The sequence below is a fragment of the Acidiferrobacter sp. genome (assembly GCF_054609335.1).
The window spans coordinates 1-24,786 of sequence record NZ_JBTRWP010000039.1 but is presented as its reverse complement, the minus strand read 5'-3'; the positions used below and the strand labels follow the sequence as shown (position 1 = coordinate 24,786).

The following is a 24,786-nucleotide window of genomic DNA, read 5'->3' as shown; positions in this document are numbered from 1 at the left end:
GTGGGTCAACCCGGACTGTGGCCTGAAGACCCGCAACTGGCCCGAGACCGAGAGCGCGCTGCGCAACATGGTCGAGGCCGCGGCGTCGCTGCGAAAATCCGGGGTCTAAGCCCCCAAGTGGTGCACCTCTAAGGGGCGCACTCACCGTTTTGGGGCATTTCCCTTTCTTGGGGAGGCCGGGAACCGTGTTTTAGAGCGGTTTCCGCCTCCCCTTTTCTTTGGCACGCTCTCTGCATTGCCCCCCATCGCCTGCCCATGCTGCAGGCCTCGTCACACATCAAGGGGGTATTATGAACGCGCTTCACACCGCGCTTACTGTTGCGCCGGGGGCCCGTGGTCCCCGCGTACACGGATCGCTTGGGCTCGCCGCCTTTCACCAAGGAGGCCGCCCATGAAACTCATCACTGCCATTATAAAGCCGTTCAAGCTCGACGACGTGCGCGAGGTCTTGTCCGAGATCGGGGTGCAGGGCATCACCGTCACCGAGGTCAAGGGCTTTGGGCGTCAAAAGGGCCACACGGAACTCTATCGGGGCGCCGAGTATGTCGTCGACTTCCTGCCCAAGGTCAAGATCGAAATCGCGATCGATGACGATCTCGTGGAGCGCGTGATCGAGGCCATCAGCAAGGCCGCCAATACCGGCAAAATCGGCGACGGCAAGATCTTCGTGTTCGACCTCGAACAAGCCATTCGCATACGGACCGGTGAGTCCGGGCCGGAGGCCTTATGACCAGTAACCCTCGCGCCCTGCAGGGCGCGCTCATAGGCCTGTCGTCTCACAATATAAATGGGAGGGGAATCATATGTCCGTAGCATGGCTGAATACAGGCGACAACGCGTGGCAATTGACAGCGGCCACCGTCGTCGGCCTACAAAGCGTTCCGGGTCTCGTCGTCTTATACGGCGGCATTGTCAAAAAGAAGTGGGCCATCAACTCGGCCTTCATGAGTCTCTATGCCTTTGCGGCCGTTCTGATCGCGTGGGTGTTGTGGGGCTACAACATGGGCTTTGGTCCGGAATGGACGTCATTCGTGGGCATGCCTCATCCGATCGCTGCGATTGGTGATGAGCTGAAGCAGGCGGTGATTCCTACCTCCAATACATCGGCGAACTTCCCGATGGCCACGATGGTGTACTTCCAATTCGTGTTTGCCGCCATTACGCTCATCATTATGGCAGGAGCCTTCCTCGGTCGCATGAACTTCAAGGCCTGGATGATCTTCGTGCCGCTTTGGCTCACCTTCTCTTATACCGTTGGCGCATTCAGCTTATGGGGTGGCGGTTGGCTCTCGAGTCTGGGCGTGATCGACTATTCCGGCGGCTACGTCATCCATCTCTCGGCCGGCGTAGCTGGTTTTGTGGGCGCGGCGATGATTGGCCCCAGGCTGGCCCGCGATCGCGAAAGCTTCCAGCCCAATAGCGTCTTGATGATGCTCGTCGGCGCGGGGATTTTGTGGCTGGGGTGGAATGGCTTTAACGGTGGCGACCCGTATGCCGCGAGCCGTGACGCAGGCGTGGCCGTGCTCAACACCAATATCGCCACAGCCATGAGTCTCTTGGTCTGGACGGTTATGGATATCCAGTTCTTTAAGAAGCCCTCCGTCATTGGGGCGGTGCAGGGAATGATTACCGGACTTGTTGCTATCACCCCCGCAGCCGGCGTCGTCAGCGGCTACGGTGCGCTGATCATCGGGGTGTGCTCGGGCATGATTCCTTGGCTCACAATGAACATCTTGGGCAAGCGCCTCAGTGTTTTCCGTAAGGTGGATGACACCCTGGGCGTATTTCATACCCATGCGGTAGCCGGTCTGTTGGGCGGTATCTTGACCGGCGTATTGGCGACTAAGGCGGGCTGCGCAGCCTATGCCTTGACCAACCCCGGTGGTGCAATCGACGGCAATTGGCACCAGATTACCCTCCAGCTGGAAGGTGCCGCCTTTATCATCGTCTTGAACATCGTGGTGACGTATGTCCTGCTAAAGCTCATCAGCTTTGTCGTGCCCCTGCGCATGTCGGAAGAGGATCTGCTGGTGGGCGATGACGCGGCTCACGGTGAACAGGCGTACGCGCTCTACGGGGACGGCGAACGGACCCCGGTCTTGGGCGACTGAGGTATTCCATCGCCCGGCAAGGTGACTGCGGGCCGGTTCGCCGGCCCGCTTTTTCTCTCACTAGAGCCTGGATCCCAGGTGTGGCTTTTCAAGATAACCATGCGGGGAACAGGAGAGGATTTTTTACCATGGTGCGCCTAAAGACTCATATGGCCCGTCTTGTGATTGTCTGTGTGGCTGCGCTAACGCTGGTTTACGAGCCTGGACTGGCAGTCTTTGCGGTCGGTGGCGCGGTGGCAGCCCTTATGATTGTGGGCGACGCAGGCAAGCTTGTGCGGACAGCTGCCATGTCACCTCGTTTCGAGGCGACAGACAAGACGCGTCCTTAAGTCCGGCATACTGATGGTTGTGGCCTCCCGGATCGACGGGGGCTATGTTTTGGCCAGCGCCACTAGTAGCCGCTACAGTGGAAGTGTTGAGGTCGAGCGTCTCTGGTGCGGCATGCAGGGGTGCCCAAGTATCGCGTGCCTATCTGGATTTGGCTATGTTATTTGTTTTCTTGAGGAAGATCCGCTTATGAAAATGATTACTGCCATTATAAAGCCGTTCAAGCTCGACGACGTGCGCGAGGTCTTGTCCGAGATCGGGGTGCAGGGCATCACCGTCACCGAGGTCAAGGGCTTTGGGCGTCAAAAGGGCCACACGGAACTCTATCGGGGCGCCGAGTATGTCGTCGACTTCCTGCCCAAGGTCAAGATCGAAATCGCGATCGATGACGATCTCGTGGAGCGCGTGATCGAGGCCATCAGCAAGGCCGCCAATACCGGCAAAATCGGCGACGGCAAGATCTTCGTGTTCGACCTCGAACAAGCCATTCGCATACGGACCGGTGAGTCCGGGCCGGAGGCCTTATGAACTTTATTCACGCCTTGACCCGCAGCTGCGCCCGTAGCGCTCGCGGGTTCGCCCTGGTCCTCGCGCTCGGCGGGCTCCCGGTCGCGGCTTTCGCCGCCAACGCCTCGACGCCGACCACGTCAAGCGCGACGGTCGCCGCCAAACCGGCAGCCCCGACGCCGGCCCCGGTGGCGGCACCAGCCCCAGCGCCGGCACCGGCCGAGGCCGTCAGCAGTGACGCCGATGCCAAGATCAATCCGGGCGATACCGCCTGGATGCTGGCGTCCACCGCCCTCGTTCTTATGATGACGGTGCCGGGTCTCGCTTTGTATTACGGTGGCATGGTGCGCAAAAAGAACGTGCTCGACACGCTTGCGCAAAGCTTCGCCATCACCTGTCTTGTGACCGTGCTCTGGTATGTGATCGGCTACAGTCTTGCATTCACGGACGGCAATCCCTGGATAGGGGGACTCTCGCGCGCCTTCCTCCATGGCATGAACAAGGACACGGTGACGGGCTTGTCGCTCGCGGTGCCGGAGTCGGTGTACATGACCTTCCAGATGACGTTTGCCATCATCACGCCCGCGCTCATCGCCGGATCGTTCGCCGAGCGCATGAAGTTCTCGGCGCTGCTCTGGTTCATGAGTCTCTGGCTTGTGTTCGTCTACTCGCCCATTGCCCACTGGGTGTGGTCTGCTGACGGCTGGCTCGCCCAGTTGGGCGCCCTGGATTTTGCCGGCGGCACGGTGGTCCACCTGAATGCGGGCGTGGCGGGTCTTGTGACGGCGCTCGTGCTTGGTAGGCGCAAGGGCTATGGCAAGGAGGCCATGCCGCCCCACAACCTGGTGCTCACCGTGATCGGCACCGCCCTTCTTTGGGTCGGCTGGTTCGGCTTCAACGCCGGCAGTGCGGTGTCGGCGGGGGGTCGCGCGGGTATGGCTATGGCCACCACCCAAATTGCGACCGGCGCGGCGGCCCTCGCCTGGATGTTCGCGGAATGGATGGCCCGCGGTAAGCCGAGCGTGCTCGGAATGGTGTCGGGGGCGGTGGCCGGGCTCGTGGCGATCACGCCGGCATCCGGCTTCGTCGACCCGACCGGGGCGTTTGTCATCGGCATCGCGGGCGGCGCGGTCTGCTTCTGGACAGCCACCTACATGAAAAACTTCTTCGGCTACGACGACTCCCTGGATGCCTTCGGGGTCCATGCCATTGGGGGGGCGCTGGGCGCCATCCTCACTGGGGTCTTTGCGGTGAAGGCCATAGGCGGGACCGCCGGCGCCCTCGAGGGTAACACGTACCAGATCGTCAAGCAGCTGATCGACGTTGGTGCCGTGCTCCTGTACGACGCGGTCGTCACCTACATCATCCTGAAGGTCGTCGATGTGATGGTGGGTCTGCGCGTGAGCGAGGAGGAAGAGGTCGAAGGCCTCGATCTGAGCCAGCACGGAGAGCAGGTCTACGAATAGAAGATCTCCTCACCCCTAGGGTGTTACGGGCCTCACGGGGCCCTTTTTTTTGGGCGCTCGCCCCGTAGGGGGGACGCGCTGAACTCGATTTCGCGATTCTTGTCTCCACGCGCCCTCGTCCTATCCTATACTCTATAGGCCAGCTATCGAGCCCCCATTGCGCACCCAAGGAGTCTTCATGCCTACCGTTCGCGCCGCGCTACTCGGCGCCCTGCTTATTATGTCACCGCTTGCCTCTTCGCACGCCGCAACGCTTACTGCGCCACCCCCTGCGGCGGGCGCCGCCGCGACCCCGCAGACGCGGCCCGTCCACGCGCCCCAAAGCGCGCAGGCGACCTCGGCGGATCGCGCGCGGCTGCGCCATTTCGAAGGAGAGGCGCATACCCTCAAGCGCCAGATGTGGCGATTGCGTATGCGTCGCCGTCAGTTTCTCGCGCAAGGCATGTCTGAGCACGCCCATCGCGTCCATCAGCGCATCATCGCGCTCGGGTGGCGCTTGCGCCGCGTGCAGGCGGCCGAACGGGCTTCGATGGCCGCTGCGCCCATGTCTCCAAGGAGATAGCACGGCCGGACCGAAGCTATGTTAGCATCCGGTAATAGATGAAATTGGTTTCTTGTTCAGAGAACATGAGAGGAGTCGATATGAAACAGATCATGAAGGGTGTGGCGCTTGCCGCGGCTTTGGCCTTGCCAGGCCTTGCGTTAGCCAATGGCAGTCCGCAGGTGAAGGCGGCCATGACGGGCGCCGGCTGCTTTGCCTGCCACGCCGTAAACCACAAGGTGGTGGGACCGGCCTACAGCTGGGTCGCCTATATGTTCGCCCACAAGCCCGGCGCCAAGGTGACGCTCGCCCATAAGATCATCAGTGGTGGCGCGGGTCGCTGGAACGCTTGGACCGGTGGTATCCCGATGGTCGCCCATCCGGGCATGAGTCTCGCGCAGGCCGAACAGATGGCCGCCTGGGTCCTGGCGCAAAAGCCGGTCGCCCCGCCCAAGCCCTAAGGTCGTCCCTGGGCCGCGGCGGTCTCCGCTGCGGCCCAGTCTCTGACTACGCCACCAATTCCCGCCAAGCGCGCACGCCGCCTGTGATCGAGTAGGCACGCTCATAGCCCATCGACCGCAGGAGCTGGGCTGCGTGCAGACTGCGTTTTCCCGAGTTACAAAGACAGAGCAGGACATTGCCCTTCTGGTAGTGATGTTTGTTGATGATCGACAGGAATAGCCGCGCGTCGCGCGCCGTCGGCAGATCACAGTCGAGCAGCTCCTGTTCGTCCTCTGTGAGCTTATGACCTAGGAGCTTCTTCAGGTCGAAGAGCGGCACCGACTCAGCCTCGTCTACCTCACCTTCAAGTTCGTGCTCGACCGGCTGACGGACATCGATCAGGGTCGCGATCCTAAGCCGGACAAGCTCGAACGCGATCTCCGGTTTGATCTCGAGCGGTGGTTCTTGTGTCGGTATCACGGCGGCCATGAAGGCGTCCTCCCGAGATGTGGTGCGTCCAGTATAGTCCTTCGCGCCTCCGGTGAAAGCTCACCCCCCCAAGCCCGGCTTACGCACCCGCCAGCACCAGAAAGGCGCACCTTGCCCCGTATTCGACCACGTTTCTGTGGCCGCCCCGTCGATTCTCCCTAATTTGTACCAGAAAGTCCCACTTTCGCGTTGTGCACGAAAATTGCTGGAGATCCAGACCCCCATCCCATCAGGGAGATTGTATGCGTAGGTTCTTGGCCCTCATGCAAAGTGGCGACTGGCGCTCCCTCGTCGCGAGCTTCCTGTACTTCGATACCGGCTTCACGGTATGGCTCTTGTTCGGGCCGCTCGCCCCCTACATCGGCCGGCCTCTCCATCTGAGTCCCGCCGCCGCAGGCCTCCTGGTTGCGGTCCCGGTACTGAGCGGCGCCCTCTTGCGGGTACCGCTCGGGTATCTTTACCAGGCGTTGGACGGGCGGCGCATCGCGCTCATGGGCATCCTTTTGTCGGCCGTGACGCCGCTTTTCCTTCTGCTCGCGCCCGCCACACCGGACTTCTCCACCCTGCTTGTGCTGGGGGTCTTCCTGGGAGTCGGCGGTGCGAGTTTCGCCGTAGCCTTGCCTATGGCCGGGAGCGGCTACCCCGCGCGCGTGCAGGGCCTTGTATTGGGACTGGCCGCCGCTGGCAACATCGGCGCGGTCCTGGACGGCATCCTATTTCCCCCGCTTGCCAGGCACTACGGCTGGCAGACGGCTATGATCGCGGTCCTGCCGTTTTTAGCGCTGGCGGCCTTGGCTATCCGATTCTGGGGGCGCGACTACGCGCCTAAGTCTGGATCCGTTGCACGGGCCCTCGTGGGTTTTTTCGGGAGCCTCGTGTTTCTTGCCGTCCTCGTCACGGCCGATCACGCGGGTCTGCTGGGGGTGAGCGGGCACCCGGCGGTGCTCTTGCTGCCGGTGCTGGGTCTGGGCTTTGTACTCATGCTTTTGCCGCGCGCCCATCGTCGCGTCCTCGGCGAAGGTGATGCCTGGGTGTTCTTTCTCGTCTATGCCGTCACTTTCGGTGGCTTCGTCGGCATGTCGGCCTACACAAGCCTGCTTTTGATCGCCCTCTACCATATCCCCAAAGTCGAGGCCGGCCTCTTTATGGCCACGCTCGCCTTTACGGGCGCCACCGTGCGCCCCTTGGGGGGCCATCTCGCCGATCGCGTCGGCGGTCCCCGCGCCCTGCGTTACGCGCTTTCCGGGATCGCGATCGTGGATCTCATGTTCGCTCTGCTCTCGCCCATCAAGTCCGAAGGTCTCGTGGCCCTGTTCGCGCTCTATGTCTGCTTCGGTATCGGCAACGGCGCCACATTTCAAATCGTACCGCTGCGTTGGTCCGAGCGCCGCGGGCTCATGACAGGCCTGATAGGGGCGGCCGGCGGCATAGGTGGCTTCTATCTTCCCGTCGTCCTCGGTATGGTCAAGCAGGCCACATCCAGCTACCACGCGGGCTTCGCTCTCTTCGCGGGCCTTGCGGTGACGGCCGCCATCCTGGTCCACGCCCGTGCGCGGCGGTGGATGGCCGCAACGCAGAGTGCCTGTGCGCAGCCCGCCCTCCGGGAGATGGCTCTGGGCGGTGATTGAGCGGAAACCGGATCACGGGGCCTCGTAAATATCATAGTCACAAGGAGAGGAAAGGTTGGCCTGCGGAACCTACAAAGGGCGGCGGTGCTGTTCGCTGCAGCCAAGACCGCACCCCTCGGCGCCAAGCTCCTGGCCCGCTATTACCGGCTTCGTGCCGACTACGCGGGGGTGCGCTATGGACAACGAAGGGGGTCTGTCCGTCACTTACCCCTTCAGGCTGGGGCCCGTCGCAGGCGTCCAGTACGCGGATGATCGCGCCGACCCGTATGGCGTGAACACTAAAGCCGGCAGGATATTCGTGTCCTGCCACACCTGAGGAGCGGTAATGACGGAAATGGCTGTGGCGGGACGTCGGGAGACGCGTTCGGTCTGTCCCTATTGTGGGACCGGTTGCGGCGTAATCCTGGAGCATGACGAGAAGCGCGTCTTCGCCGTGCGCGGCGATCCTGCGCACCCAGCCAACTTCGGCGCCTTATGCACCAAAGGCCGCGGGCTTGCCGCCACCTTGGATCGGGAACGCCTATCAAGCCCCTTGCGCCGCGCGCGGCGGGACGCTGCACCCAAGCGTGTCTCGTGGCACGCAGCCTTAGACGAGGCCGCCGCGCGTTTTGCTGCCGCCATCGAAGCGCATGGTCCGGAGGCCTGCGCCTTCTATGTGTCGGGCCAGTTAAGCACTGAAGATTATTACGTCGTCAACAAGCTTGCGCGGGGCTTGATCGGAACCAATCACATCGACACCAATTCGCGGCTGTGCATGGCCTCGACCGTGAGCGCTTACAAGGCGAGCCTCGGGCAGGACTCCGTGCCCGGCTGCTACGAGGATCTGGAGCAGGCCGATCTCATTTTGATCGCCGGTGCCAACCCGGCGTTCGCTCACCCCATCCTCTTTCGGCGTATCGAGGCGGCGCGCGAGCGCAATCCGGACCTTTTTCTTATCACCATCGATCCGCGTCGCACCCCGACTGCCATGGTGAGCGATCTCCATGTGGCGCTGGCCCCCGGTACCGACGTGGCCTTCTTTCACGGCCTCGTCCATATCCTGATGCGCGACGGCCGTCTGGATCGCGACTTCATCCGCGAGCACACGGAAGGCTTCGAGGCCTTGCGCGAGATCGCCTATGACTACCCGCCCAGGCGCGTAGCCGACATCTGCCATATCCCGGTCGAGGTCTTGGAACGCGCCGCTGCAGCCTGGGGCAAAGCGCGCGCCGCCACCTCGCTCTGGTGTCAGGGCCTCAATCAGTCGAGCCACGGTACCGACAAGAACCACGCACTCATCAATCTGCATCTCGTGACCGGCCATATCGGCCGCCCGGGGGCTGGACCCTTGAGTCTCACTGGGCAACCCAACGCCATGGGCGGTCGTGAGGTGGGCGGCATGCCCCAACTCCTCCCGGGACACAGGGAGCTTGCAAACGAGGCTCACCGCGCCGAGATTGCCGCACTTTGGGGAGTCCCAGACCTGAACCCCGCCCCGGGCCTTACTGCGGTCCCGCTTTTTCAGGCGGCCGCTGAGGGACGCATCAAGGCCCTGTGGATCGCGTGCACCAATCCCGTAGTCAGTCTGCCCGAGACGCGCCTCGTGGACGCCGCCTTGCGCGCCGCCGACTTCGTGGTTGTGCAAGAGGCCTATTACCCGACCGAGACTGCCGCCTATGCGGATCTGCTCTTGCCGGCGGCAAGCTTCGCCGAGCGCGAGGCAGTCGTGACCAATTCGGAGCGCCGCATCAGCCTCATGGGCAAGGCCGTACATCCTCCGGGCGAAGCCCGGCCAGACTGGGAAATCTTTCGTGACTTTGCCCACACCTTAGGCGTCGCGCTCGACGCCACGCGCGTGCCTCGGGTCGCGGGCGAGACGCACGCCCTGCGCGCGCGGCGCCTCTTCGCCTTTGCCACGCACCGCACCGTGTTCGATGAGTATAAGGCCTGCACAGAGGGCCGCGACCTCGATATCACGGGCCTCGACTGGCGCGAGCTCGAGGCCGGCCCTCGGCAATGGCCCTATCCCCGCGGGGCGAGCGAGGGCCGCGCACGTCTCTACACCGATCATGTCTTTGCTACGCCAAGCGGCCGCGCGCGTCTATCCGCGGCCCCGTACCAGCCGGTCGCGGAACCCGTGTCGCAGGCCTTCCCCTTCCATCTCACCACGGGGCGCTTGCGCGACCAATGGCACACGATGAGCCGCACGGGCCTCGATGCGGGGCTTTTCGCTCATGATCCCGAGGCCGTGCTCTCGATCCATCCCCTCGACGCCGCGGGTCTTGGCATCCAAGACGGCGACCTCGTGACGGCGGAGAGCAGGCGGGGGGCGGTCACGGTGCGAGCGCGCGCGCACGAGGAGGTGGCGCCCGGGACCGTGTTCCTTCCCATGCACTTTGGCGCGCGTTTCAGTGCGCGCGGTGCCGTAAATGTCCTCACCGAGGCCGCTGCGCGCGATCCCGTCTCGAATCAGCCGGAGTTGAAGCATGCCGCCGTAGCGGTGCGCAAGACAGCGCTTCCGTGGGCAGGGCGGTTAGTGCGGCGTCTGGAGCCTGGGCTTTGGGAGGCGGCGCGCGCGCTTTTGCCGGAGCTTGGCTATGGCGCCCTCGCGCGCCACGCCTGCGGATCCGCCGAGGCCCTGGTGTTGCGGTTTGCGTTTCCCGAGCCGCCCGGGGAGGCCTGGGCGGGCCGCCTCGCCACCTTGTTCGCGCTCCGCGACGGCATGGTCGTCGGCTATCAGGACAGTCGGGGGGTCCGCAAGCACATCCTTTTGCGCGATGAGCGTCTCTGGGGATTCTGTCTCTTGGGTGACGATGCGACCGGGGCCTGGTTGCAGGACCTGCTCCTCACGGAAGCGGAGGTCGGCGCATGGCGCCATGCGCTGGTCGCGCCGACCGTTCCTGCAGGTGCGGTGTCGGTGTCAGTCTCCGGCCGTCTGATCTGCCAATGTCGAGGCGTGGGCGAGGCGGTCATCCGCCAATCGATCGAAGACGGGGCGCGCACGGTCGCCGCCGTGAGTGCGCGCTGCGGAGCAGGCGCTGCCTGCGGATCGTGCCGACCCGAAATCGCGGCCTTGCTGGGGGCGCGACCTGCCTCTCCGACATGAAGGCGCCCGGTTCATACTTGAGGCCTTGTGCGCACTCTGCGCGTAGCGACCCTTGGCCTTTGCGCACGGCACCGTTCGTTCCCGTGATCGCCGTCCCGAGAACTATCCGCGAGCCGTGCCGTCATCCTGCTTTCGCTACGGCTCACCTCGAAGTGCGCCTATCTTTTTGTTGAATCCTCGCGCGGTATCGGCACATGGAAGGCGTTTATATTGGCGATCCTCAAAATACCATTCATAATTCACCACAGCATGTGCTTGCGCCCTTGACGCGTTCTCCGGCCTTTCGATCGAGGAAGACCCACAATTATGATCGCGAGTGATGGCGCCGCAGCTCTTTGGGCATGATGCGGGGGCATACACAAGCGCAGGAGAGAGGTTCCGTGGGTGAAGAGGTCTTACCGATAACCGCGGTCGTGCTCGCAGGTGGCGCCGGCCGACGCATGGGTGGCCAGGACAAGGGTTTTGTGTCGTGGTCGGGCGCGCCCTTGGTCCATAACGCTCTGCAGCGTGTCGCGGGTCTGCCGCAGGTGCTGATCAGCGCCAATCGATCGATCGAGCGTTATCGCGCGCTGGGCCACGCGGTTGTGACCGACGAGGACGACGGCTTTGCCGGCCCCCTTGCCGGCTTGCGCGCCGCCTTCCGATGCGCCAGCTACCCTTGGGTGTTGTCCGTGCCGGTCGACACACCCTGCCTGCCGATGGATCTCGTCGCGCGTTTATGGCGTCTGCGTGTCATAGGCGGCGTGGTGGTCGCGAGGAGCCCATCGGGCCCCGAACCGCTCGTGTTCCTGGCGGACGCGTGCGTGCGCGAGCGCCTGGAGGCCTACTGGCAAGGTGGTGGTCGGCGGGCCCAGGAATGGTTCGCGGGCGTGGAAACGGTGTGGTTCGATTTGACCGCGGCCGAGGCCGCCAACTGCAATACGCCGGAGGACCTGCGCTGATACCGGCGCGTGCTTAGTCCAGCACGCCCTCGAAGGGGAGGAAGGGTACTAAATCGCCTTCTGCCACGCACCGCCCGGCGGCGATGTCGACGAGCCCCTCGGCCCACACGGTCGACGACAGCACACCCGAGCTCTGTCGGGGATGGGTGTGGGCCCACAGGGCGCCGTCATCCCGGGTTACGAGCCGCGCACGCACGAATTCCCGGCGGGTGTCTGGCGTCTTGCGCTCGAAGCCGGCGTGGACCGGGAAAGCCCGCAGGTCGGTCGGCGTCGCGCCCATGAGGGCCTTTAGGAAGGGCTGCACGAACAGGACGAAGGTCACGAACGCCGATACGGGATTACCGGGCAAGCCCAGGAAATGGGCGCCACCCACGCGCCCGAAGGCGAGCGGCTTGCCAGGCTTGATGGCCACCCGCCAGAGCGAGAGCATGCCCTCGGCCTCCACGGCCGCTTTCACATGGTCTTCCTCGCCGACTGAGACGCCGCCTGTGGTGACGATGACATCGGCCGTCTGCGCGGCCTCACGCAAGGCCTGGCGGGTTCGGGCGAGGTCGTCGCCGAGCGCGCCGGCGGCATGGATCTCGCACCCGAGCCGCATAAGCAAGGCGTTCAGCATAGGGCGATTGCTGTCGTAGATCTGTCCCTCGCGCAAAGGCCCGGATCCCGCCGGCCGCAGTTCGTCGCCCGTGGACAGGACCGTAACCCGCAGGCGGCGGCGCGCCAGTATCTCGGTGAACCCGCAGGACGCGGCAAGTCCCACGGCTTGGGGCGTCAGGGTCTGGCCCTCGGTTAGGATCACGTCGCCTGCGCGTATGTCTTCGCCCGCGCGGCGGATGTTGGCATGCGGCGTCCATTGCTCGGGGAGGATCAAGGTGTCGCCACGTCGTTCACAGCGTTCCTGAATGACCACTGTGTCGGCGCCGGAAGGCAGCGGCGCCCCCGTGAATATGCGGCAGGCGGTGCCGGGCGCGAGGGCCTCGGGCTTGTCGCCGGCCGCGACCCGCAGGCTCAGGGGGAGTTCACGCCTATCTTGTGCATCGGCGGCGCGGAAGGCGTAGCCGTCCATGGCGCTATTGTCGAAGCCTGGAACGGTGATGGGCGCGCGTACGTCCTGGGCGAGCACCCGCGACAGCGCCTGCGCGAGCGTCACCTTTTCGCATTCGGTCACGGGGACGGCGTCCTTGCGCATCCGCGCCCAGACCTCCTCCGCGGACAGCAGAGGGGGGTGCCCGTCCTTCACGACGCGGATTCCATGAAGCGCGGCAGAAGCTCGACGAAGTTGCAGGGCTTGTGGCGGCGGTCGAGCTGTTGCTCCAGGATCTTGGTCCATGCCGTGCGGCATGCCCCGGTCGAGCCCGGCAGGCAGAAGATCACCGTGCCGTTGGCGAGGCCCGCGAGCGCGCGCGACTGCAGGGTCGAGGTCCCGATCTCCTCGTAGGAGACCGCCCGAAAGAGTTCCCCGAATCCCTCGATCTCTTTGTCGAACAGGGGTCTCAGTGCCTCGGGCGTGATATCTCGACCGGTAAGCCCCGTGCCGCCCGTGGTGATTACGACCTGAATCTTCGGGTCCGCGATCCAGCGCGAGACGATGGCGCGCAGGACATAGCGATCGTCGCGCACCAGGGCTCGCTCGCCGAGGCTGTGCCCCGCGCGCGTGAGCTGATCGATCAAGGCCTGCCCCGATGTGTCGGTCTCCAGGGTACGGCTATCGGAGACGGTCAGAATGGCGATCGCAAGTGGCACGAAGTCGGTCATGGGCGTGGCATCCGGAAGGCTTAAGTTGGGAGAAGCGCTAAGCGCGGTCCACGTTACACAAGCCGCATCGGGGGCGCAAGCCGATTGCCCTCGTGAGCTCGCGACCCGGCCTTTTCTTCGGAGCTTAGGGATCCAGGTCGAGCAGGGCGCGCAAGGTCGGGGTGGCCGGCCGCTGCCTCAGTTCGGCCCAGCTACCTTGTTGGACCAGACGTCCTTCCTCCATGGCGATCACGCGCGGACAGAGGCCCTCCAGGACCAATGGGTCGTGATCGACCGCGAGCAGGACGAACCCCAGGCGTTCCTGCCAGACCTTCAGGATGCGCGCAAGCTCGCGCGCCAAGGGGCGGTCGAGGCCGGCGAAGGGTTCATCCAGGAGCACCAGACGGGGGCGTCGGCAGAGGGTGCGGGCCAGGGCCACGCGCCGCGCCTGGCCACCCGACAAGTGATGGGGCCGGGCGTGCCATAGGGCATCGAGATCCAGACGTGATCGTATCTCAGCGATCCAGTCCCGCTCCTGCACCCGCGTGGCGGCATCGAGGGAAAACTGCACATTCTCCGAGACCGGGAGGTGCGGAAACAAGGGCTCGCGTTGCCTCAGGTAACCGACCGAGCGGTGGTGTAGGGCGAGCGGCGGGGGGAACCAGGTCTCGTGGCCGCAACGGATGTGGCCCGCGTCCGGCACCTCGAGACCCGCGAGGCACGAGAGTATCGTGCTCTTGCCGCTGCCCGAGGGCCCAAAGAGCGCCACACGCTCGCCGCCGGCGAGAATATCGACCGCCACTTCGTAGGTGCGCCGCGTCTTTTGAATACGGCAATCAAGCATAGCCGCGTGTGCCGACGAGGAGGCGTAGAGCCCAGGGCAGGGGCAGGGCCGTGAGCAGGAACACGATCAGCAAGGGCAAGACCGCGGGCAGGCCTTGATCTTGCAGGTCCACCCACAACTGCACAGGGATTCCATGCGGATAGTACGCGGTCACCATGATCGCCCCGAACTCCCCGACCGCGCGCACCCACGCGAGACTCAAGGCCGCTGCAAGCCCGAGCCGCGCCAGTGGCAGCGTGATGCGCCACAAGACCTCGCGGGGCGCAAGTCCGAGCAAGGCCGCGCTCTGTTCGAGTTCGCGCGGCACCGCCTCGAAGGCCGCTTGCGCCCCAAGCAGATAGTAGCCGAGGCTTGCGTAGACCTGGGTTACAACGAAGGCTGCCGGATTGTTGCTGGTTGGGATCCCAAGATGCAGGAGCAGGCCCCCGAGGGCGGTGGCGGGACCGAAGGCGAGCGCGAGCAGAAGCCCGAGGGCGAGCGGTGGCATGAGCACCGACAAGAGCACCACGGCCTCGAAGGCTATGCGCGTCGAGCGCGCCGCCCCGCGCAGCGAAAACGCGAGCGGCGTGCCGACTGCCACGACGATGGCGAGCGCCACCCCGGTTAGGCCGAAAGATGTGGCGAGCGCCGACGACAGGCCCGACGCGTCCCACTGCCAATGCCCTACGGGCGATGCGAGACCCCAGAGCGGGTAGAGCAAGAAAAGCGCCGTAAGAGAAAGCGCCAGCGTGCGTGGTAAGTCCTTGGGCACGCTTAGGTCTCAGGTTTCGACGGCGAGCGTCGGCACGTACATGGATTGAATGCCTACGCGACCTGGTCCTGTGAAGCGGTTCCAGAAGAACGACGCGGCGCTCCCAAAAAGTCCCGAACTCAGGCTTTGGGTAACGGTCTTGATGGCGACCGACGGGTCCTTGTAGAGCCAGCCGCCAGGCTCCAGGTCGATCGATTCGCCCGCGCCGAGCGTTACCTCAAAAACATTGCCGAAGCCGTGCAGCCACACGATGCCGGGGGCCATATCGGCGCGGAATTGGTCGACTATCAGGGTGTTGCCGCCGAATACCCAGTTCATGATGCCCTTGATGCGGGCGATCGAATACGCCACCTGATCGGTGGCTGCCAGATACTGGTGCTCACGCACGTCGATCGCCTGGCCCGGCGCCAGATGTATGGGCACGACCTGGCCTGCGCCATCGCGGCTGAACGCCACTGTCCCGGGCCCCGTGGCCGAGGCAAGCAGTATGGGCATGCCGCTGATTGCGCGCCGCAAGAGGCCCTTCACGGCCTTTACGCCGATGCGCGTCGAGGGGCTCTTCCAGAGAAGGACGTGGTGTTCAAAAAAGATCGGTGTCGTATCGAGGATGATTTGCAGGACCGGAACCATCTCGCCTTCGATATGGTAGGTGACGCCCGCGAAGCTCTCATCGCGCACTAGCGTTTTCTTTAATACCGGCTCCGGCATACGCCATCCTCCCAGGGTTTTCGCTGATCATAGGCTGGCTTGGGCGCTTGCGGAAGATACCGTGCCGAGAGCGGCCCAGGGAGACTGCCCCCGGGCCGTGGCATGTCGGCTACTTCAGGAGGCCTTCACCCTTAAGCGTCTTCTGGACCGCCGGGCGTGCGGCGACGCGGGCGGCGTGTTCGCCGAGCCGTGGCCAAGGTTTCGCATCGATCTGCAAGTATCCAAGCCACCCGAACACGGTGAAGAGGTAGGCGTCGGGCGCCGTGAATTCCTGGCCCCCGAGATAGGGGTGTCGCGCAAGGGTTTCCGAGACATAATCGAACCGTCGACCCAGCAGCTTTAGTTGCGCCTCCTTGGTCTGCGCCGATGTGTCGGGTCGGAAAAGGGGTGAGAATTGTTTGTGGAGTTCGGTGGAAATAAAAGACAGCCACTCCATCTGCCGATAGCGCTCGAGCGTGCCCGGCGCGGCCATGAGCCGTCGATCCGGGGCCTGGTCGCTCAGGTATTGCAGCACCACCCCGACCTCGGTCAGGAGCCCGCCACCGTCGAGCGCCAAGGCGGGGACGTAGCCTTTCGGATTGATTTTTGTGTAGTCGTCACCGTGCTCGGTTTTGTGGGTCGCGAGATCAACCCTTTCCAGTGTGTGTGGCAGGCCTGCCTCTTCGATCACGATGTGGGCGGCCAAAGAACAGGCGCCCGGTGCGAAAAACAGTTTCATTGCGTCAACCTCCGGTCCATGGGAGGGGCCATTGTGGCGGATTTTGACGTCGGATGGCCAGAGCGCCGCGTCTTCGGTAATTTTGGGCGGACCGGGCTGCGCCCACGGGTCCTCCGTCTGTATGAACGCCATGACGAGATGCGACCACCTAGTTTTTAAGTGGGCGGGCTATCAGGGCTTGCGTCCGCATGAGCCCCCCGGTTAAGCTATTTAGCAGGCTAATAATAAGCCCATTAGCTTTAACGGTCGTCGGCCGCGCCCCGAGTGCGCGCTCGCCTATCGTGCGGCCTTCAAAGGGGTCAGGATCGTCCATGAAAATCGAACGTTGCAGCCAAGGAAGGGCCCTGGCCGGACCGCTCGTTGCCACCCTTCTGGCCAGCGCCTTGGCGGGCTGCGCTATCGGGCCGCGCTATAAGGCCCCCAGTGCGCCCCCGGTCGGTCGTTACACGCAGCGACCGATGCCCCAGGCCACTTTGGCGACCCACGGGTCGGCCGGGGGCGCGCAGCGCTTCCATTATGGCGTATCGCCGCACGTGCGCTGGTGGCGGGCGTTCCGCTCGCGATCTCTCGACCGGCTCATCGCCCTCGCCTTGAAGCACAACAACACCCTGGCCGCCGACCAAGCGCGGCTTTTGGGGGCGCGCGCGGTCGTGGTCGCGGATGAAGGCATTTTCTATCCGCAGGTCAACGCCAATCTCGGCGCCCTGCGCCAGAAGTCGCCGACCCACGGGACCCTGCCTGGCATCTATTCGCTCTATACAGGCGGGCTTTCGGTGAGTTATTACCCCGATGTATTCGGGGCCAATAAGCTCCTCTATAACTCCGCCGAGGCACAAGCGAGACTCGCGCACGATCAACTGCGGGCCGCCGCGCTTGCGCTCGCGGGCAATGTCGCCACCGCCGCGGTTCAGGCAGCCAGTGATCGCGCGCAGATTGCAGCCACGCGGCGCATCATCATTCGCGAGACGGACCTGCTGCGTTTGACCCAGCTGCAGTATCGAAGCGGCGCCGTTCCCTACCTCTCGGTCGTCAATCAGAAGAGCCAGCTTGCGACTAGCAAGGCGGCCTTGCCCGCGCTCCTGCAGCAACTGGCCCTGCAGCGCTACACCCTGGCCACGCTCATCGGGCGATTCCCTGCGCAATGGCATCCCGTCCATTTGCGTCTGTCGAGCCTGCACCTGCCGCGCAACCTGCCGGTAAGCCTGCCGTCGGTATTGGCGCGTAGCCGACCGGATATCCGCGCGGCGACCGAGCAGATGCGTTACGCCAATGCCCAGATCGGCATCGCCGACGCGCAGTTTTATCCCTTGGTGCAGATCACGGGGAATATAGGCCAGGAGAGTCTCACCGTTGGCCATTTCTTCAACACCGCGAGCAATGTGTGGGGTGTGGGTGCAAGCCTGCTTGCGCCCCTGTTTCATGGCGGGACCTTGCGCGCCCAGCGGCGCGAGGCGCTGGAACTCTACGCCGAGGCGCGCGCCACCTATCAAGAAACCGTGCTCGGCGCCTTCCAGCAAGTGGCCGGAAGTCTGCGGGCCTTGGATCACGACGCGCAAGCCTTGCGCGACGAGGGCGATGCCTATGCCGCTTCGCAGGAGGCCCTGCGGCTAGCCCGTGAGAGTTATCGCGCCGGCGCCATCGACTCCTTGTCGCTCCTTACGACCGAGACCCTCTATAGCCAGGCGCGTATTGCTTACGTGCGCGCCGAGGGACAACGCTATCTCGACACGGTTGCCCTCTACACCGCCTTGGGCGGCGGGCCCTTGCCGAGCCGACGTCACAAAGGCACGTCGGCGCCGAATGTCACCAAGCCTGTCTCGACCGCTCTATCGCAAAAGGAATCCCGATGAAAAAACGCATGATTCTGGTCGCCCTCATCCTCGCGCTTGTATTCGCGGGAATCTTCGGCTGGAAGGCATTCGTCAATCACAAGATCCATGAGTTCATGATGGCGCGCGGCATGCCCGTCGTGACGGTATCGACTACGCGCGTGAAACAAGCCAAGTGGCGCAACCACATCCGCAGTGTCGGCAGTCTCACGGCCACGCAGGGCGTGACGCTGACCGCCCAACTTCCCGGTGTCGTCACCGCGATCGACTTCCATTCCGGCGCCCTCGTGCGCGCTGGGGCCTTGCTCGTTCAAGTCAACGATGAACCGCAGCGCGCCAAGCTCGCCTATGATCGGGCGCAGACCCGGCTTGCCTTCGCGAACCTCCGCCGTACCCGCCTCCTTTTTAAGGAGAAGGCCGCGAGCCGTGCGCAGCTGGATAGCGCCGTCGCGAGTTACCACGGCTCGCAGGCCAATGTCGCGGGCGATCTCGCGGCGATCCATGAACTCGCCTTGCGCGCGCCCTTCAGCGGTGTCTTAGGCATCCGCCAAGTCAATCTCGGCCAGTACCTGGCCCCCGGGGCACCGATCGTCGACCTTCAGTCGTATGGCTCGCTCTATGTCGACTTCACCCTCCCGCAGGTCGACATGCCACGCGTGCGGGTCGGCCAGATGATCGATGTCCGCGTCGACGCCTTCCCGCATCGGCAATTCGCGGGTCGGGTGCACGCTATAGACGCCACCGTGAATCCGGCTACGCGCAACGTCCTCGTGCAGGCCATCGTGCCCAATCCGAAGTCGGAGCTGCGCCCAGGCATGTTCGGGCGGGTCGGTCTCATCGGGTCGCATGCCCGCCGCGTCCTTGTCATCCCGGTCGCGGCTCTCGCCTATAACACTTATGGTGACACCGTCTACGTCGTCGCTCATGGTACGGTCAAAGGGCATCCGCACCTCATCGCCCGGCAAACGGTCGTGGCCGTAGGTCGCGAACGCCATGGGCTGGTAGCGGTCACCCACGGACTTAAGGCCGGACAGACCGTGGTGACGGCCGGACAGGTCAAGCTTCGCAGCGGGATGCCTGTTGCGATCAATAACGCGGTACAGCCCTAGGGTGGTGGCATGACCTTCACCGATTTTTTCATCCGGCGTCCGGTTCTCGCCACGGCGTTGAGCCTCGTCATATTCCTGCTCGGCGTGCGCGCCTATCTCGGCATGACCGTGCGCCAGTACCCGAAGATGACCAATACCACGGTGGTCGTCAGCACTGCCTATCCAGGCGCAAGCCCGGAGACCGTGCAGGGCTTCCTGACGACGCCGCTTGAGCGCGTCATAGCGACCTCCCCCGGCATCGACTACATGACGTCGAACAGCGCCGAAGGTGTGTCGACCATCACCATCTACATGACACTGAATTACAGCCCCAACGCCGCGGTGGCAAACATTCAGTCGAAGATTCAGCAGGTGGTGAACAAACTCCCGGCCGGCAGTCAGCTCCCGGTCATCAACGTGACGGTCGGCGACTCGACCGACCTCATGTACATCGCCTTTTACAGCCACCACATGAGCCAGCAGCAGATCACGGACTACCTGCTGCGCGTGGTGCAGCCGAGCCTCGTCTCGGTGCCCGGCGTGAGTCAGGCCCAGATCGTGCCAGCCGGCACCGGCGCCGGCAACACCTTCGCCATGCGTGTCTGGCTAAACCCGATAAAGATGGCGGCGTTCCATGTCGAGCCCGCCCAGGTCGCGGCGGCGCTCGCCGCCAATGACTACATATCGGCGGTCGGCCGCACGCGTAGCGCCACACGGGGTGTGGTCATACGCGCGACCACCAACCTCTCGAGTGTGCGTGGCTTCCGCAACCTCATCATCGCCAAGAACGGACCGACCTTGGTGCGGCTGAAAGATGTGGCCCGTGTGGTGCTCGGCGCCGAGTCCTATACGACCCAGGCCTTCTTCAACGGCACGACGGCCGCCTATATCGGCATCCAGCCCACGCCGCAGGCCAATTCGCTGACAGTCGCGCGCGGGGTGCGCCAGGAGCTTGCGCGCCTGAAGGCGCAATTCCCGCCGGCGTTGCACGCTCGGGTGCCCTACGATGCGAGCACCTATATAACCGCCGCACTCCATGAGATTTTGGCGACCATCGGTATTACGCTGGTCGTGGTCATAGTGGTCATCCTGCTCTTCCTGGGCTCGCTGCGCGCGGCCTTGATCCCGGCGATCGCCATCCCGCTTTCCATCATAGGTGGCGGGCTGCTCATGTGGATGATGCACTTCACGATCAACCTCTTGACCCTGCTTGCCATCGTCCTGGCCATAGGCTTGGTCGTCGACGACGCCATTGTGGTGGTTGAGAACATCCATCGCCACATCGAGGAAGGAAAGAGCCCGATCGACGCTGCCTTGCTTTCGGGGCGCGAGCTCCTGGCGCCCATCGTCGTCATGTCGACCACTCTCGTGGCGGTTTTTGCGCCCATCGGCTTCATGGGGGGGCTTACCGGGAGCCTGTTCTCGGAATTTGCCTTCACGCTGATTGCGACAGTACTGGTTTCCATGGTGGTGGCACTTACGCTCTCGCCCACGCTGAGCGCCCGGGTCCTGACCAAAAACCCGCCGCATGGTGTCGCGCGATTCATCGACGAGCGCTTCGAGGCCTTGCGCAAGCGCTATGACCGGGTCCTGAGCGGTAGCCTCGATTATCGGCCGGCGACACTCCTGTTCGCGGCGGTGATGCTTGCCAGCGTCTATTTCCTCTTTGCGTCGACCAAGCAGGAGCTCGCGCCCCAGGAGGATCAGGGCATCATCTTCGTCGCCGGGGTCGCGCCGCCCACCGCGACCCCCCGCTATCTGCGCACGTACGGAATGCAGGTTATCCACGACTTCCAGAGCTTTAAGGTCTACGACAAGAGCTTCATGATCACCGGATTCTCGCCCGCGGGTGCCGGCACCAACCAGATGATGGCTGGCATGCATCTCGTGCCCTGGAACAAGCGGTCGATCAGTACCATGAAGCTTCAGCCCCTGGTGCAGCAGAAGGTCTCCCATATCGCGGGCCTGCAGCTCGCTGTTTTCCAGAGACCCTCGCTCCCGGGCTCAGCAGGTGGCCCGCCCGTGCAGTTTGTCATTCAAGGGAACGCCGGCTACAAGAAGATTGATGCGGTCGCCGATCATCTCATCGGCATCGCCCAGCGCAGTGGGCTCTTCGCCTATGTCGCCAAGGATCTTCGCTACGACGACCCGCAGATCGTACTGCATATCCACAGGAGTATGGCGGCTGCCCTCGGTCTCAATATGCAGACTATCGCCGCCAATCTGCAGCCGCTTTTGAGTGGCAATTACATCAATCGTTTCGATTTGAAGGGTCGCAGCTACGAGGTGATACCGCAGGTTTCGGACCGGTTCCGGGCTGACGCTGACCTCTTGAAGAGCTTCTATCTGCAAGCCGGGGGACATATGGTCCCCTTGTCGACCATCGTGTCTATGACGACGGACGTGCAGCCCCAGTTCCTCCCGCAGTTCGACCAGCTGAATTCGGCCACTATCCAGGCGGTTCCTATGCCCGGGGTCACGATGGGGCAGGCCTTGTCCTATCTGCGGGTGCAGGCCCAAAAGATCTTCCCGACGGGCTTTACGGTCAATTACGCAAGTGAGTCGCGTCAGTTCATGCACACACGCAATGGCCTGCTCGTGACATTCTTCCTTGCGATCCTGCTCATCTACCTGTTGCTCGCCGCGCAGTTCGAGAGCTTCCGCGACCCGCTCATCGTCATGGTCACGGTGCCCATGTCGATCAGCGGCGCCTTGATCTTTCTGAGCTTGGGTCTTGGGACGATCAATATCTACACGGAGGTCGGTCTCATCACATTGATCGGTCTCATCACAAAGCAGGGGATCCTGATCGTTCAATTCGCGAACGAGGCGCAGCGACGCGATGGCCTGAGCAAGCGCGCGGCTGTGGAGAAGGCCTCGTCCATTCGTCTGCGGCCGATCTTGATGACCACGGCGGCCATGGTCATAGGCGTGGTGCCGCTGTTGCTCGCGACCGGCCCCGGGGCCGCCGCCCGGTTTGCCTTGGGCCTCGTCATCTTTACGGGGCTGAGCCTGGGTTCCCTGTTTTCCTTATTCGTCGTACCGGCGATGTATATGCTGCTCGGTAAGGATCACAGCCATGACCGCCTGAGTCAAAACGGGACGGGTGGCGACGAGGAGCATCCCGTCCGCACGTAAACGCCGCATGGTCAGGTAAAAGGGCTTCGATCGGCGGACCCAAAACCCCCCACCCAAAGGTCATGGGTGGGGGGTGTGGTTTGCGCGGGTCGAAGCCTCGAGGGATGTTGGCGGGCTGACCTATAGGCCGAGGGCCTTCTTGGTGGCCTGGTTGACGCGACCGGTCGGCTTCATACCGTGCGCCTTCTGAAATCGCTTGATGGCGACCCGCGTTGCTCGATCCATCCTTCCGTCGACCGCAAGATGCGCGTGCTCCGCGCGATTCAAGCTCGCTTGTACGGATTTGATCCTGGGATTCCCGCCGGGCTCGGCGGCGCCCGTCATGGGACCTTTGCCCGGCGTTTGGTGTTCGCCCATGGGGCCGTTGATAGCGCTCGTCGCGGACGCGGTTCTGGGTGCCGCGCTATGCGCGAAAGCGGCGACCGGTAGCGCGCAGGCAAACGCGATGCTTAACAAAATTCGCTTCTGTAAGAGTGGATAAAAAGAACGGGCCATAAGGTTTTCTCCTGGTTGGGTTTACTACAGGACGCTGCGTGCAGCCGTCTTGCGAGGCGCTATCGGTGTGATTGCCGGTTGAGTGAAACGGGAGCGGGGAACTCAAGGAAAGCTCGGGGGCGCCCACGGTATGCTATCCGCGTGATCGTGGGGCCCCTTGCCTGGGCGGGCTTTATGGCTACATGCCAAGGGCCTTCTGGGTGGCCTTGGTGGGGCGCCCACTCGGCTTGATGCCATGCGCCTTCTGGAATTTCTCAAGCGCCGTCCGGGTCTGCTTGCCCATCAGGCCGTCGACCGCCAGGTGCGCATGCTCCTTGCGATTCAAGGCCGCCTGAATCGATTTGACCCGCGCGCTCCCTGCGGGTTTCCCCTTCATGGGGGTCGCGCTCGTGTTGTTCGGCGTGCCCATAGACCCATTCCCCATCATGGAATGCGAGCTTCCCGTCTGCGCGGACGAGGAGGGGGTATTGCTCGTCTGAGCAAAGGCTACGATGGGGAGGGCGCTCGCGAGCGCGATGCCGAGCAGTGTGCGTTTCGAAAATAAAGGGCCGCTTGATCGCGACATAAGGCTTCTCCTTGTGGGGCCCCCGCCGGAAGTGAATCGCAGAGACAACGAGACCCGACGCTCGACCGGGGGAATTGTCGAAGCGCTGGATATCCGGCAAGACTACGAGACCCAAGGGCCCCGCGCATCCCCACAAAGGCCCTCCCCCAGGCTCATGTTGGAAGAGGCCCCGTCGCCTTGTGCCGCGGCTTCTGCAATAATCCAGGCTGCGACTATCTCTATCGGAAATATCGGGGGCCTGGGCATGTCGAAGAAGGTTGCGGAAGAAGCGAGTGCGCCGACCGCGTTTGTCGGTGCCCAGTCGGCGTCGGCCCGCGAGCCCTTTCTTGCTGTCTTGCGCGAGCTGGCGGAGGCCTACCATGCCTTCTCGACCTATTCCGCCACGCATGTCCGCACCATGGGGCTCACCCCGGCGCAGTTCGACGTCATCGCGACCCTTGGCAACACCAGCGGCCTGTCCTTGAGTGAGATCGCGCGCAAGACTCTGATTACCAAAGGCACCCTGACCGGAATCATCGATCGCCTGGAGGCCAAGGGGCTGTTATTCCGGCGCGTCCCAGCGGCCGATCGGCGCAGCTTTCACGCGGTTTTGACCCCCGCGGGCGAGGCGCTCTTCGCGCAGGTCTTCCCGCAGCATATCGAATACCTAAAGCGTGCCTTTCTTCCCATGGAGACGGCGGAACTGGAGCGAACCTGCTCCCAACTGCGTCGCCTCCGCGAGCGCTTCCTCGAGCGCTAACGCGCGGTCCATAGGGACGTTGACACCGCTGCCGTGGGGCTATATAGTCCGTATAGCGACTATATAACTACGGAATTTTGTCGCGCTCGCATCGGCATCGCGCGGCTGTGTGACCCAGGGGGGTCGTGCAGTAGGCCCGCGCCTTAGGTGCGCCTCTCACACTAGGAGATATCGTATGGCGTCGAATCGCATGGCTCGTCTCTTCCGCTTGGCGTTTATCTCATGCGCCGCCTCCGGCGCGCTTGTGCCGCTCGCACAGGCTGCCCCTTACCATCGCCTGACAGGCAGCCCCAACGGGACCTACCGCATTGACCCCGCCCATTCCTTGGCGTGGTTTACCATCGGACACGCCGGTGTCGCGGTGGTCGTCGGACGCTTCGACAAGATGTCCGGTTCCTATACCTTCAATACGGCCCAGCCCGCGCGTGACCGGGTCAATATCCGCATTGCCACATCGAGCATAGACACCAACTTCGCCATGCGTGATCACGATCTGCAGGGTCCGGACTTCTTTAATGCGCGCGAATTCCCGACCATCCGTTTCCAGAGCACAAGTTACCGCCCCCAGGGGGCGCATGCGGGCCTGCTTTACGGCCGCCTCACTTTGCACGGCGTCACGCATCCGGTGGTATTTCGGGTAC

At 63.6% G+C, this 24,786-nt stretch carries 24 protein-coding genes; 15 read left to right on the top strand and 9 right to left on the bottom strand.

Going from position 1 to position 24,786, the window contains the following annotated elements; genetic code table 11:
• The 7 genes from ACYCTF_RS10690 to ACYCTF_RS10660 form a co-directional block, all read left to right on the top strand.
• A partial coding sequence (locus ACYCTF_RS10690) for a hypothetical protein (protein WP_461284863.1) occupies positions 1–109 on the top strand: 109 nt, incomplete at its 5' end.
• Between the two features lie 282 nt (positions 110–391).
• Entirely contained in the window at positions 392–730 is a 339-nt protein-coding gene (gene glnK / locus ACYCTF_RS10685) for a P-II family nitrogen regulator (RefSeq protein WP_461283592.1), read from the top strand.
• Positions 731–803: 73 nt separating this feature from the next.
• On the top strand, positions 804–2,111 hold the full coding sequence (locus ACYCTF_RS10680) for an ammonium transporter (protein ID WP_461283593.1): 1,308 nt from the start codon (positions 804–806) through the stop codon (positions 2,109–2,111).
• Between the two features lie 516 nt (positions 2,112–2,627).
• A complete protein-coding gene (gene glnK, locus ACYCTF_RS10675) occupies positions 2,628–2,966 on the top strand; it encodes a P-II family nitrogen regulator (protein WP_461283594.1) in 339 nt (112 codons plus the stop codon).
• On the top strand, positions 2,963–4,411 hold the full coding sequence (locus ACYCTF_RS10670) for an ammonium transporter (protein WP_461283595.1): 1,449 nt from the start codon (positions 2,963–2,965) through the stop codon (positions 4,409–4,411). Before glnK (ACYCTF_RS10675) ends, ACYCTF_RS10670 begins: the two co-directional genes overlap by 4 nt.
• 178 nt (positions 4,412–4,589) lie before the next feature.
• Entirely contained in the window at positions 4,590–4,973 is a 384-nt protein-coding gene (locus ACYCTF_RS10665) for a hypothetical protein (RefSeq protein ID WP_461283596.1), read from the top strand.
• A gap of 80 nt (positions 4,974–5,053) precedes the next feature.
• Positions 5,054–5,413: a c-type cytochrome gene (locus ACYCTF_RS10660; protein ID WP_461283597.1), complete on the top strand. Its 360-nt coding sequence runs from the start codon at positions 5,054–5,056 to the stop codon at positions 5,411–5,413.
• A 46-nt stretch (positions 5,414–5,459) separates the two neighbouring features.
• Here ACYCTF_RS10660 and ACYCTF_RS10655 read toward each other — a convergent pair whose 3' ends face one another.
• On the bottom strand, positions 5,460–5,882 hold the full coding sequence (locus ACYCTF_RS10655; RefSeq protein ID WP_461283598.1) for a rhodanese-like domain-containing protein: 423 nt from the start codon (positions 5,880–5,882) through the stop codon (positions 5,460–5,462).
• Positions 5,883–6,124: 242 nt separating this feature from the next.
• Here ACYCTF_RS10655 and ACYCTF_RS10650 point away from each other — a divergent pair, with 242 nt between their 5' ends.
• The 3 genes from ACYCTF_RS10650 to mobA all read left to right on the top strand — a co-directional run bounded on the left by ACYCTF_RS10650 (position 6,125) and on the right by mobA (position 11,536).
• Positions 6,125–7,510 (top strand): MFS transporter, encoded by a 1,386-nt coding sequence (locus ACYCTF_RS10650; protein WP_461283599.1) that lies wholly within the window; start codon positions 6,125–6,127, stop codon positions 7,508–7,510.
• Positions 7,511–7,835: 325 nt separating this feature from the next.
• Positions 7,836–10,595 (top strand): nitrate reductase, encoded by a 2,760-nt coding sequence (locus ACYCTF_RS10645; RefSeq protein ID WP_461283600.1) that lies wholly within the window; start codon positions 7,836–7,838, stop codon positions 10,593–10,595.
• 380 nt (positions 10,596–10,975) lie between these two features.
• The gene (mobA, locus tag ACYCTF_RS10640; RefSeq protein WP_461284862.1) at positions 10,976–11,536 is read left to right on the top strand and encodes a molybdenum cofactor guanylyltransferase MobA; all 561 of its coding nucleotides are present in this window, start codon (positions 10,976–10,978) and stop codon (positions 11,534–11,536) included.
• Positions 11,537–11,549: 13 nt separating this feature from the next.
• Here mobA and ACYCTF_RS10635 read toward each other — a convergent pair whose 3' ends face one another.
• The 6 genes from ACYCTF_RS10635 to gstA form a co-directional block, all read right to left on the bottom strand.
• A complete protein-coding gene (locus ACYCTF_RS10635) occupies positions 11,550–12,776 on the bottom strand; it encodes a molybdopterin molybdotransferase MoeA (protein ID WP_461284861.1) in 1,227 nt (408 codons plus the stop codon).
• Positions 12,773–13,291 carry a molybdenum cofactor biosynthesis protein B gene (gene moaB, locus ACYCTF_RS10630; RefSeq protein WP_461283603.1) on the bottom strand — a complete coding sequence of 173 codons (519 nt, stop codon included), beginning with the start codon at positions 13,289–13,291 and terminating at the stop codon, positions 12,773–12,775. The genes ACYCTF_RS10635 and moaB overlap by 4 nt, the downstream gene beginning before the upstream one ends.
• Before the next feature lie 124 nt (positions 13,292–13,415).
• On the bottom strand, positions 13,416–14,114 hold the full coding sequence (locus ACYCTF_RS10625; RefSeq protein WP_461283604.1) for an ATP-binding cassette domain-containing protein: 699 nt from the start codon (positions 14,112–14,114) through the stop codon (positions 13,416–13,418).
• Positions 14,107–14,865 (bottom strand): ABC transporter permease subunit, encoded by a 759-nt coding sequence (locus ACYCTF_RS10620; protein WP_461283605.1) that lies wholly within the window; start codon positions 14,863–14,865, stop codon positions 14,107–14,109. Before ACYCTF_RS10620 ends, ACYCTF_RS10625 begins: the two co-directional genes overlap by 8 nt.
• 9 nt (positions 14,866–14,874) lie before the next feature.
• Complete coding sequence (locus ACYCTF_RS10615) at positions 14,875–15,573, bottom strand: AIM24 family protein (RefSeq protein ID WP_461283606.1); 699 nt, start codon at positions 15,571–15,573, stop codon at positions 14,875–14,877.
• 109 nt (positions 15,574–15,682) lie between these two features.
• On the bottom strand, positions 15,683–16,291 hold the full coding sequence (gene gstA, locus ACYCTF_RS10610) for a glutathione transferase GstA (RefSeq protein WP_461283607.1): 609 nt from the start codon (positions 16,289–16,291) through the stop codon (positions 15,683–15,685).
• 311 nt (positions 16,292–16,602) lie between these two features.
• On the opposite strand from gstA, the gene ACYCTF_RS10605 reads away from it, so the two are divergent.
• From ACYCTF_RS10605 to ACYCTF_RS10595, 3 genes are read left to right on the top strand one after another with little or no spacing between them, the layout of a single operon-like run.
• Positions 16,603–18,141 (top strand): efflux transporter outer membrane subunit, encoded by a 1,539-nt coding sequence (locus ACYCTF_RS10605; RefSeq protein WP_461284860.1) that lies wholly within the window; start codon positions 16,603–16,605, stop codon positions 18,139–18,141.
• A complete protein-coding gene (locus tag ACYCTF_RS10600; protein WP_461283609.1) occupies positions 18,138–19,229 on the top strand; it encodes an efflux RND transporter periplasmic adaptor subunit in 1,092 nt (363 codons plus the stop codon). Before ACYCTF_RS10605 ends, ACYCTF_RS10600 begins: the two co-directional genes overlap by 4 nt.
• 9 nt (positions 19,230–19,238) lie before the next feature.
• Entirely contained in the window at positions 19,239–22,346 is a 3,108-nt protein-coding gene (locus ACYCTF_RS10595; RefSeq protein ID WP_461283610.1) for an efflux RND transporter permease subunit, read from the top strand.
• A 120-nt stretch (positions 22,347–22,466) separates the two neighbouring features.
• Here the strand turns inward: ACYCTF_RS10595 and ACYCTF_RS10590 are convergent, their stop codons facing one another.
• Both ACYCTF_RS10590 and ACYCTF_RS10585 read right to left on the bottom strand, forming a co-directional pair.
• Positions 22,467–22,841, bottom strand: coding sequence for a peptidoglycan-binding domain-containing protein (locus tag ACYCTF_RS10590; protein WP_461283611.1), 375 nt, complete (start codon positions 22,839–22,841; stop codon positions 22,467–22,469).
• 178 nt (positions 22,842–23,019) lie between these two features.
• A complete protein-coding gene (locus tag ACYCTF_RS10585) occupies positions 23,020–23,406 on the bottom strand; it encodes a peptidoglycan-binding domain-containing protein (RefSeq protein ID WP_461283612.1) in 387 nt (128 codons plus the stop codon).
• A gap of 244 nt (positions 23,407–23,650) precedes the next feature.
• Between ACYCTF_RS10585 and ACYCTF_RS10580 the strand changes: the two genes are divergently transcribed.
• Both ACYCTF_RS10580 and ACYCTF_RS10575 read left to right on the top strand, forming a co-directional pair.
• Positions 23,651–24,145 carry a MarR family winged helix-turn-helix transcriptional regulator gene (locus ACYCTF_RS10580; protein ID WP_461283613.1) on the top strand — a complete coding sequence of 165 codons (495 nt, stop codon included), beginning with the start codon at positions 23,651–23,653 and terminating at the stop codon, positions 24,143–24,145.
• Between the two features lie 175 nt (positions 24,146–24,320).
• On the top strand, positions 24,321–24,786 hold a 466-nt coding region (locus ACYCTF_RS10575; RefSeq protein WP_461284859.1), incomplete at its 3' end, for a YceI family protein.

Bases quoted from the DNA above. Each gene is read 5' to 3' on its own strand.
- ACYCTF_RS10585 (WP_461283612.1), bottom strand. From the start codon at position 23,406: ATGTCGCGATCAAGCGGCCCTTTATTTTCGAAACGCACACTGCTCGGC.
- ACYCTF_RS10665 (WP_461283596.1), top strand. From the start codon at position 4,590: ATGCCTACCGTTCGCGCCGCGCTACTCGGCGCCCTGCTTATTATGTCA.
- ACYCTF_RS10660 (WP_461283597.1), top strand. From the start codon at position 5,054: ATGAAACAGATCATGAAGGGTGTGGCGCTTGCCGCGGCTTTGGCCTTG.
- ACYCTF_RS10580 (WP_461283613.1), top strand. From the start codon at position 23,651: ATGTCGAAGAAGGTTGCGGAAGAAGCGAGTGCGCCGACCGCGTTTGTC.
- glnK (WP_461283594.1), top strand. From the start codon at position 2,628: ATGAAAATGATTACTGCCATTATAAAGCCGTTCAAGCTCGACGACGTG.
- ACYCTF_RS10645 (WP_461283600.1), top strand. From the start codon at position 7,836: ATGACGGAAATGGCTGTGGCGGGACGTCGGGAGACGCGTTCGGTCTGT.
- ACYCTF_RS10590 (WP_461283611.1), bottom strand. From the start codon at position 22,841: ATGGCCCGTTCTTTTTATCCACTCTTACAGAAGCGAATTTTGTTAAGC.
- ACYCTF_RS10670 (WP_461283595.1), top strand. From the start codon at position 2,963: ATGAACTTTATTCACGCCTTGACCCGCAGCTGCGCCCGTAGCGCTCGC.
- ACYCTF_RS10605 (WP_461284860.1), top strand. From the start codon at position 16,603: ATGAAAATCGAACGTTGCAGCCAAGGAAGGGCCCTGGCCGGACCGCTC.
- ACYCTF_RS10595 (WP_461283610.1), top strand. From the start codon at position 19,239: ATGACCTTCACCGATTTTTTCATCCGGCGTCCGGTTCTCGCCACGGCG.
- ACYCTF_RS10650 (WP_461283599.1), top strand. From the start codon at position 6,125: ATGCGTAGGTTCTTGGCCCTCATGCAAAGTGGCGACTGGCGCTCCCTC.
- ACYCTF_RS10625 (WP_461283604.1), bottom strand. From the start codon at position 14,114: ATGCTTGATTGCCGTATTCAAAAGACGCGGCGCACCTACGAAGTGGCG.
- gstA (WP_461283607.1), bottom strand. From the start codon at position 16,291: ATGAAACTGTTTTTCGCACCGGGCGCCTGTTCTTTGGCCGCCCACATC.
- glnK (WP_461283592.1), top strand. From the start codon at position 392: ATGAAACTCATCACTGCCATTATAAAGCCGTTCAAGCTCGACGACGTG.
- moaB (WP_461283603.1), bottom strand. From the start codon at position 13,291: ATGACCGACTTCGTGCCACTTGCGATCGCCATTCTGACCGTCTCCGAT.
- ACYCTF_RS10615 (WP_461283606.1), bottom strand. From the start codon at position 15,573: ATGCCGGAGCCGGTATTAAAGAAAACGCTAGTGCGCGATGAGAGCTTC.
- ACYCTF_RS10600 (WP_461283609.1), top strand. From the start codon at position 18,138: ATGAAAAAACGCATGATTCTGGTCGCCCTCATCCTCGCGCTTGTATTC.
- ACYCTF_RS10655 (WP_461283598.1), bottom strand. From the start codon at position 5,882: ATGGCCGCCGTGATACCGACACAAGAACCACCGCTCGAGATCAAACCG.
- ACYCTF_RS10680 (WP_461283593.1), top strand. From the start codon at position 804: ATGTCCGTAGCATGGCTGAATACAGGCGACAACGCGTGGCAATTGACA.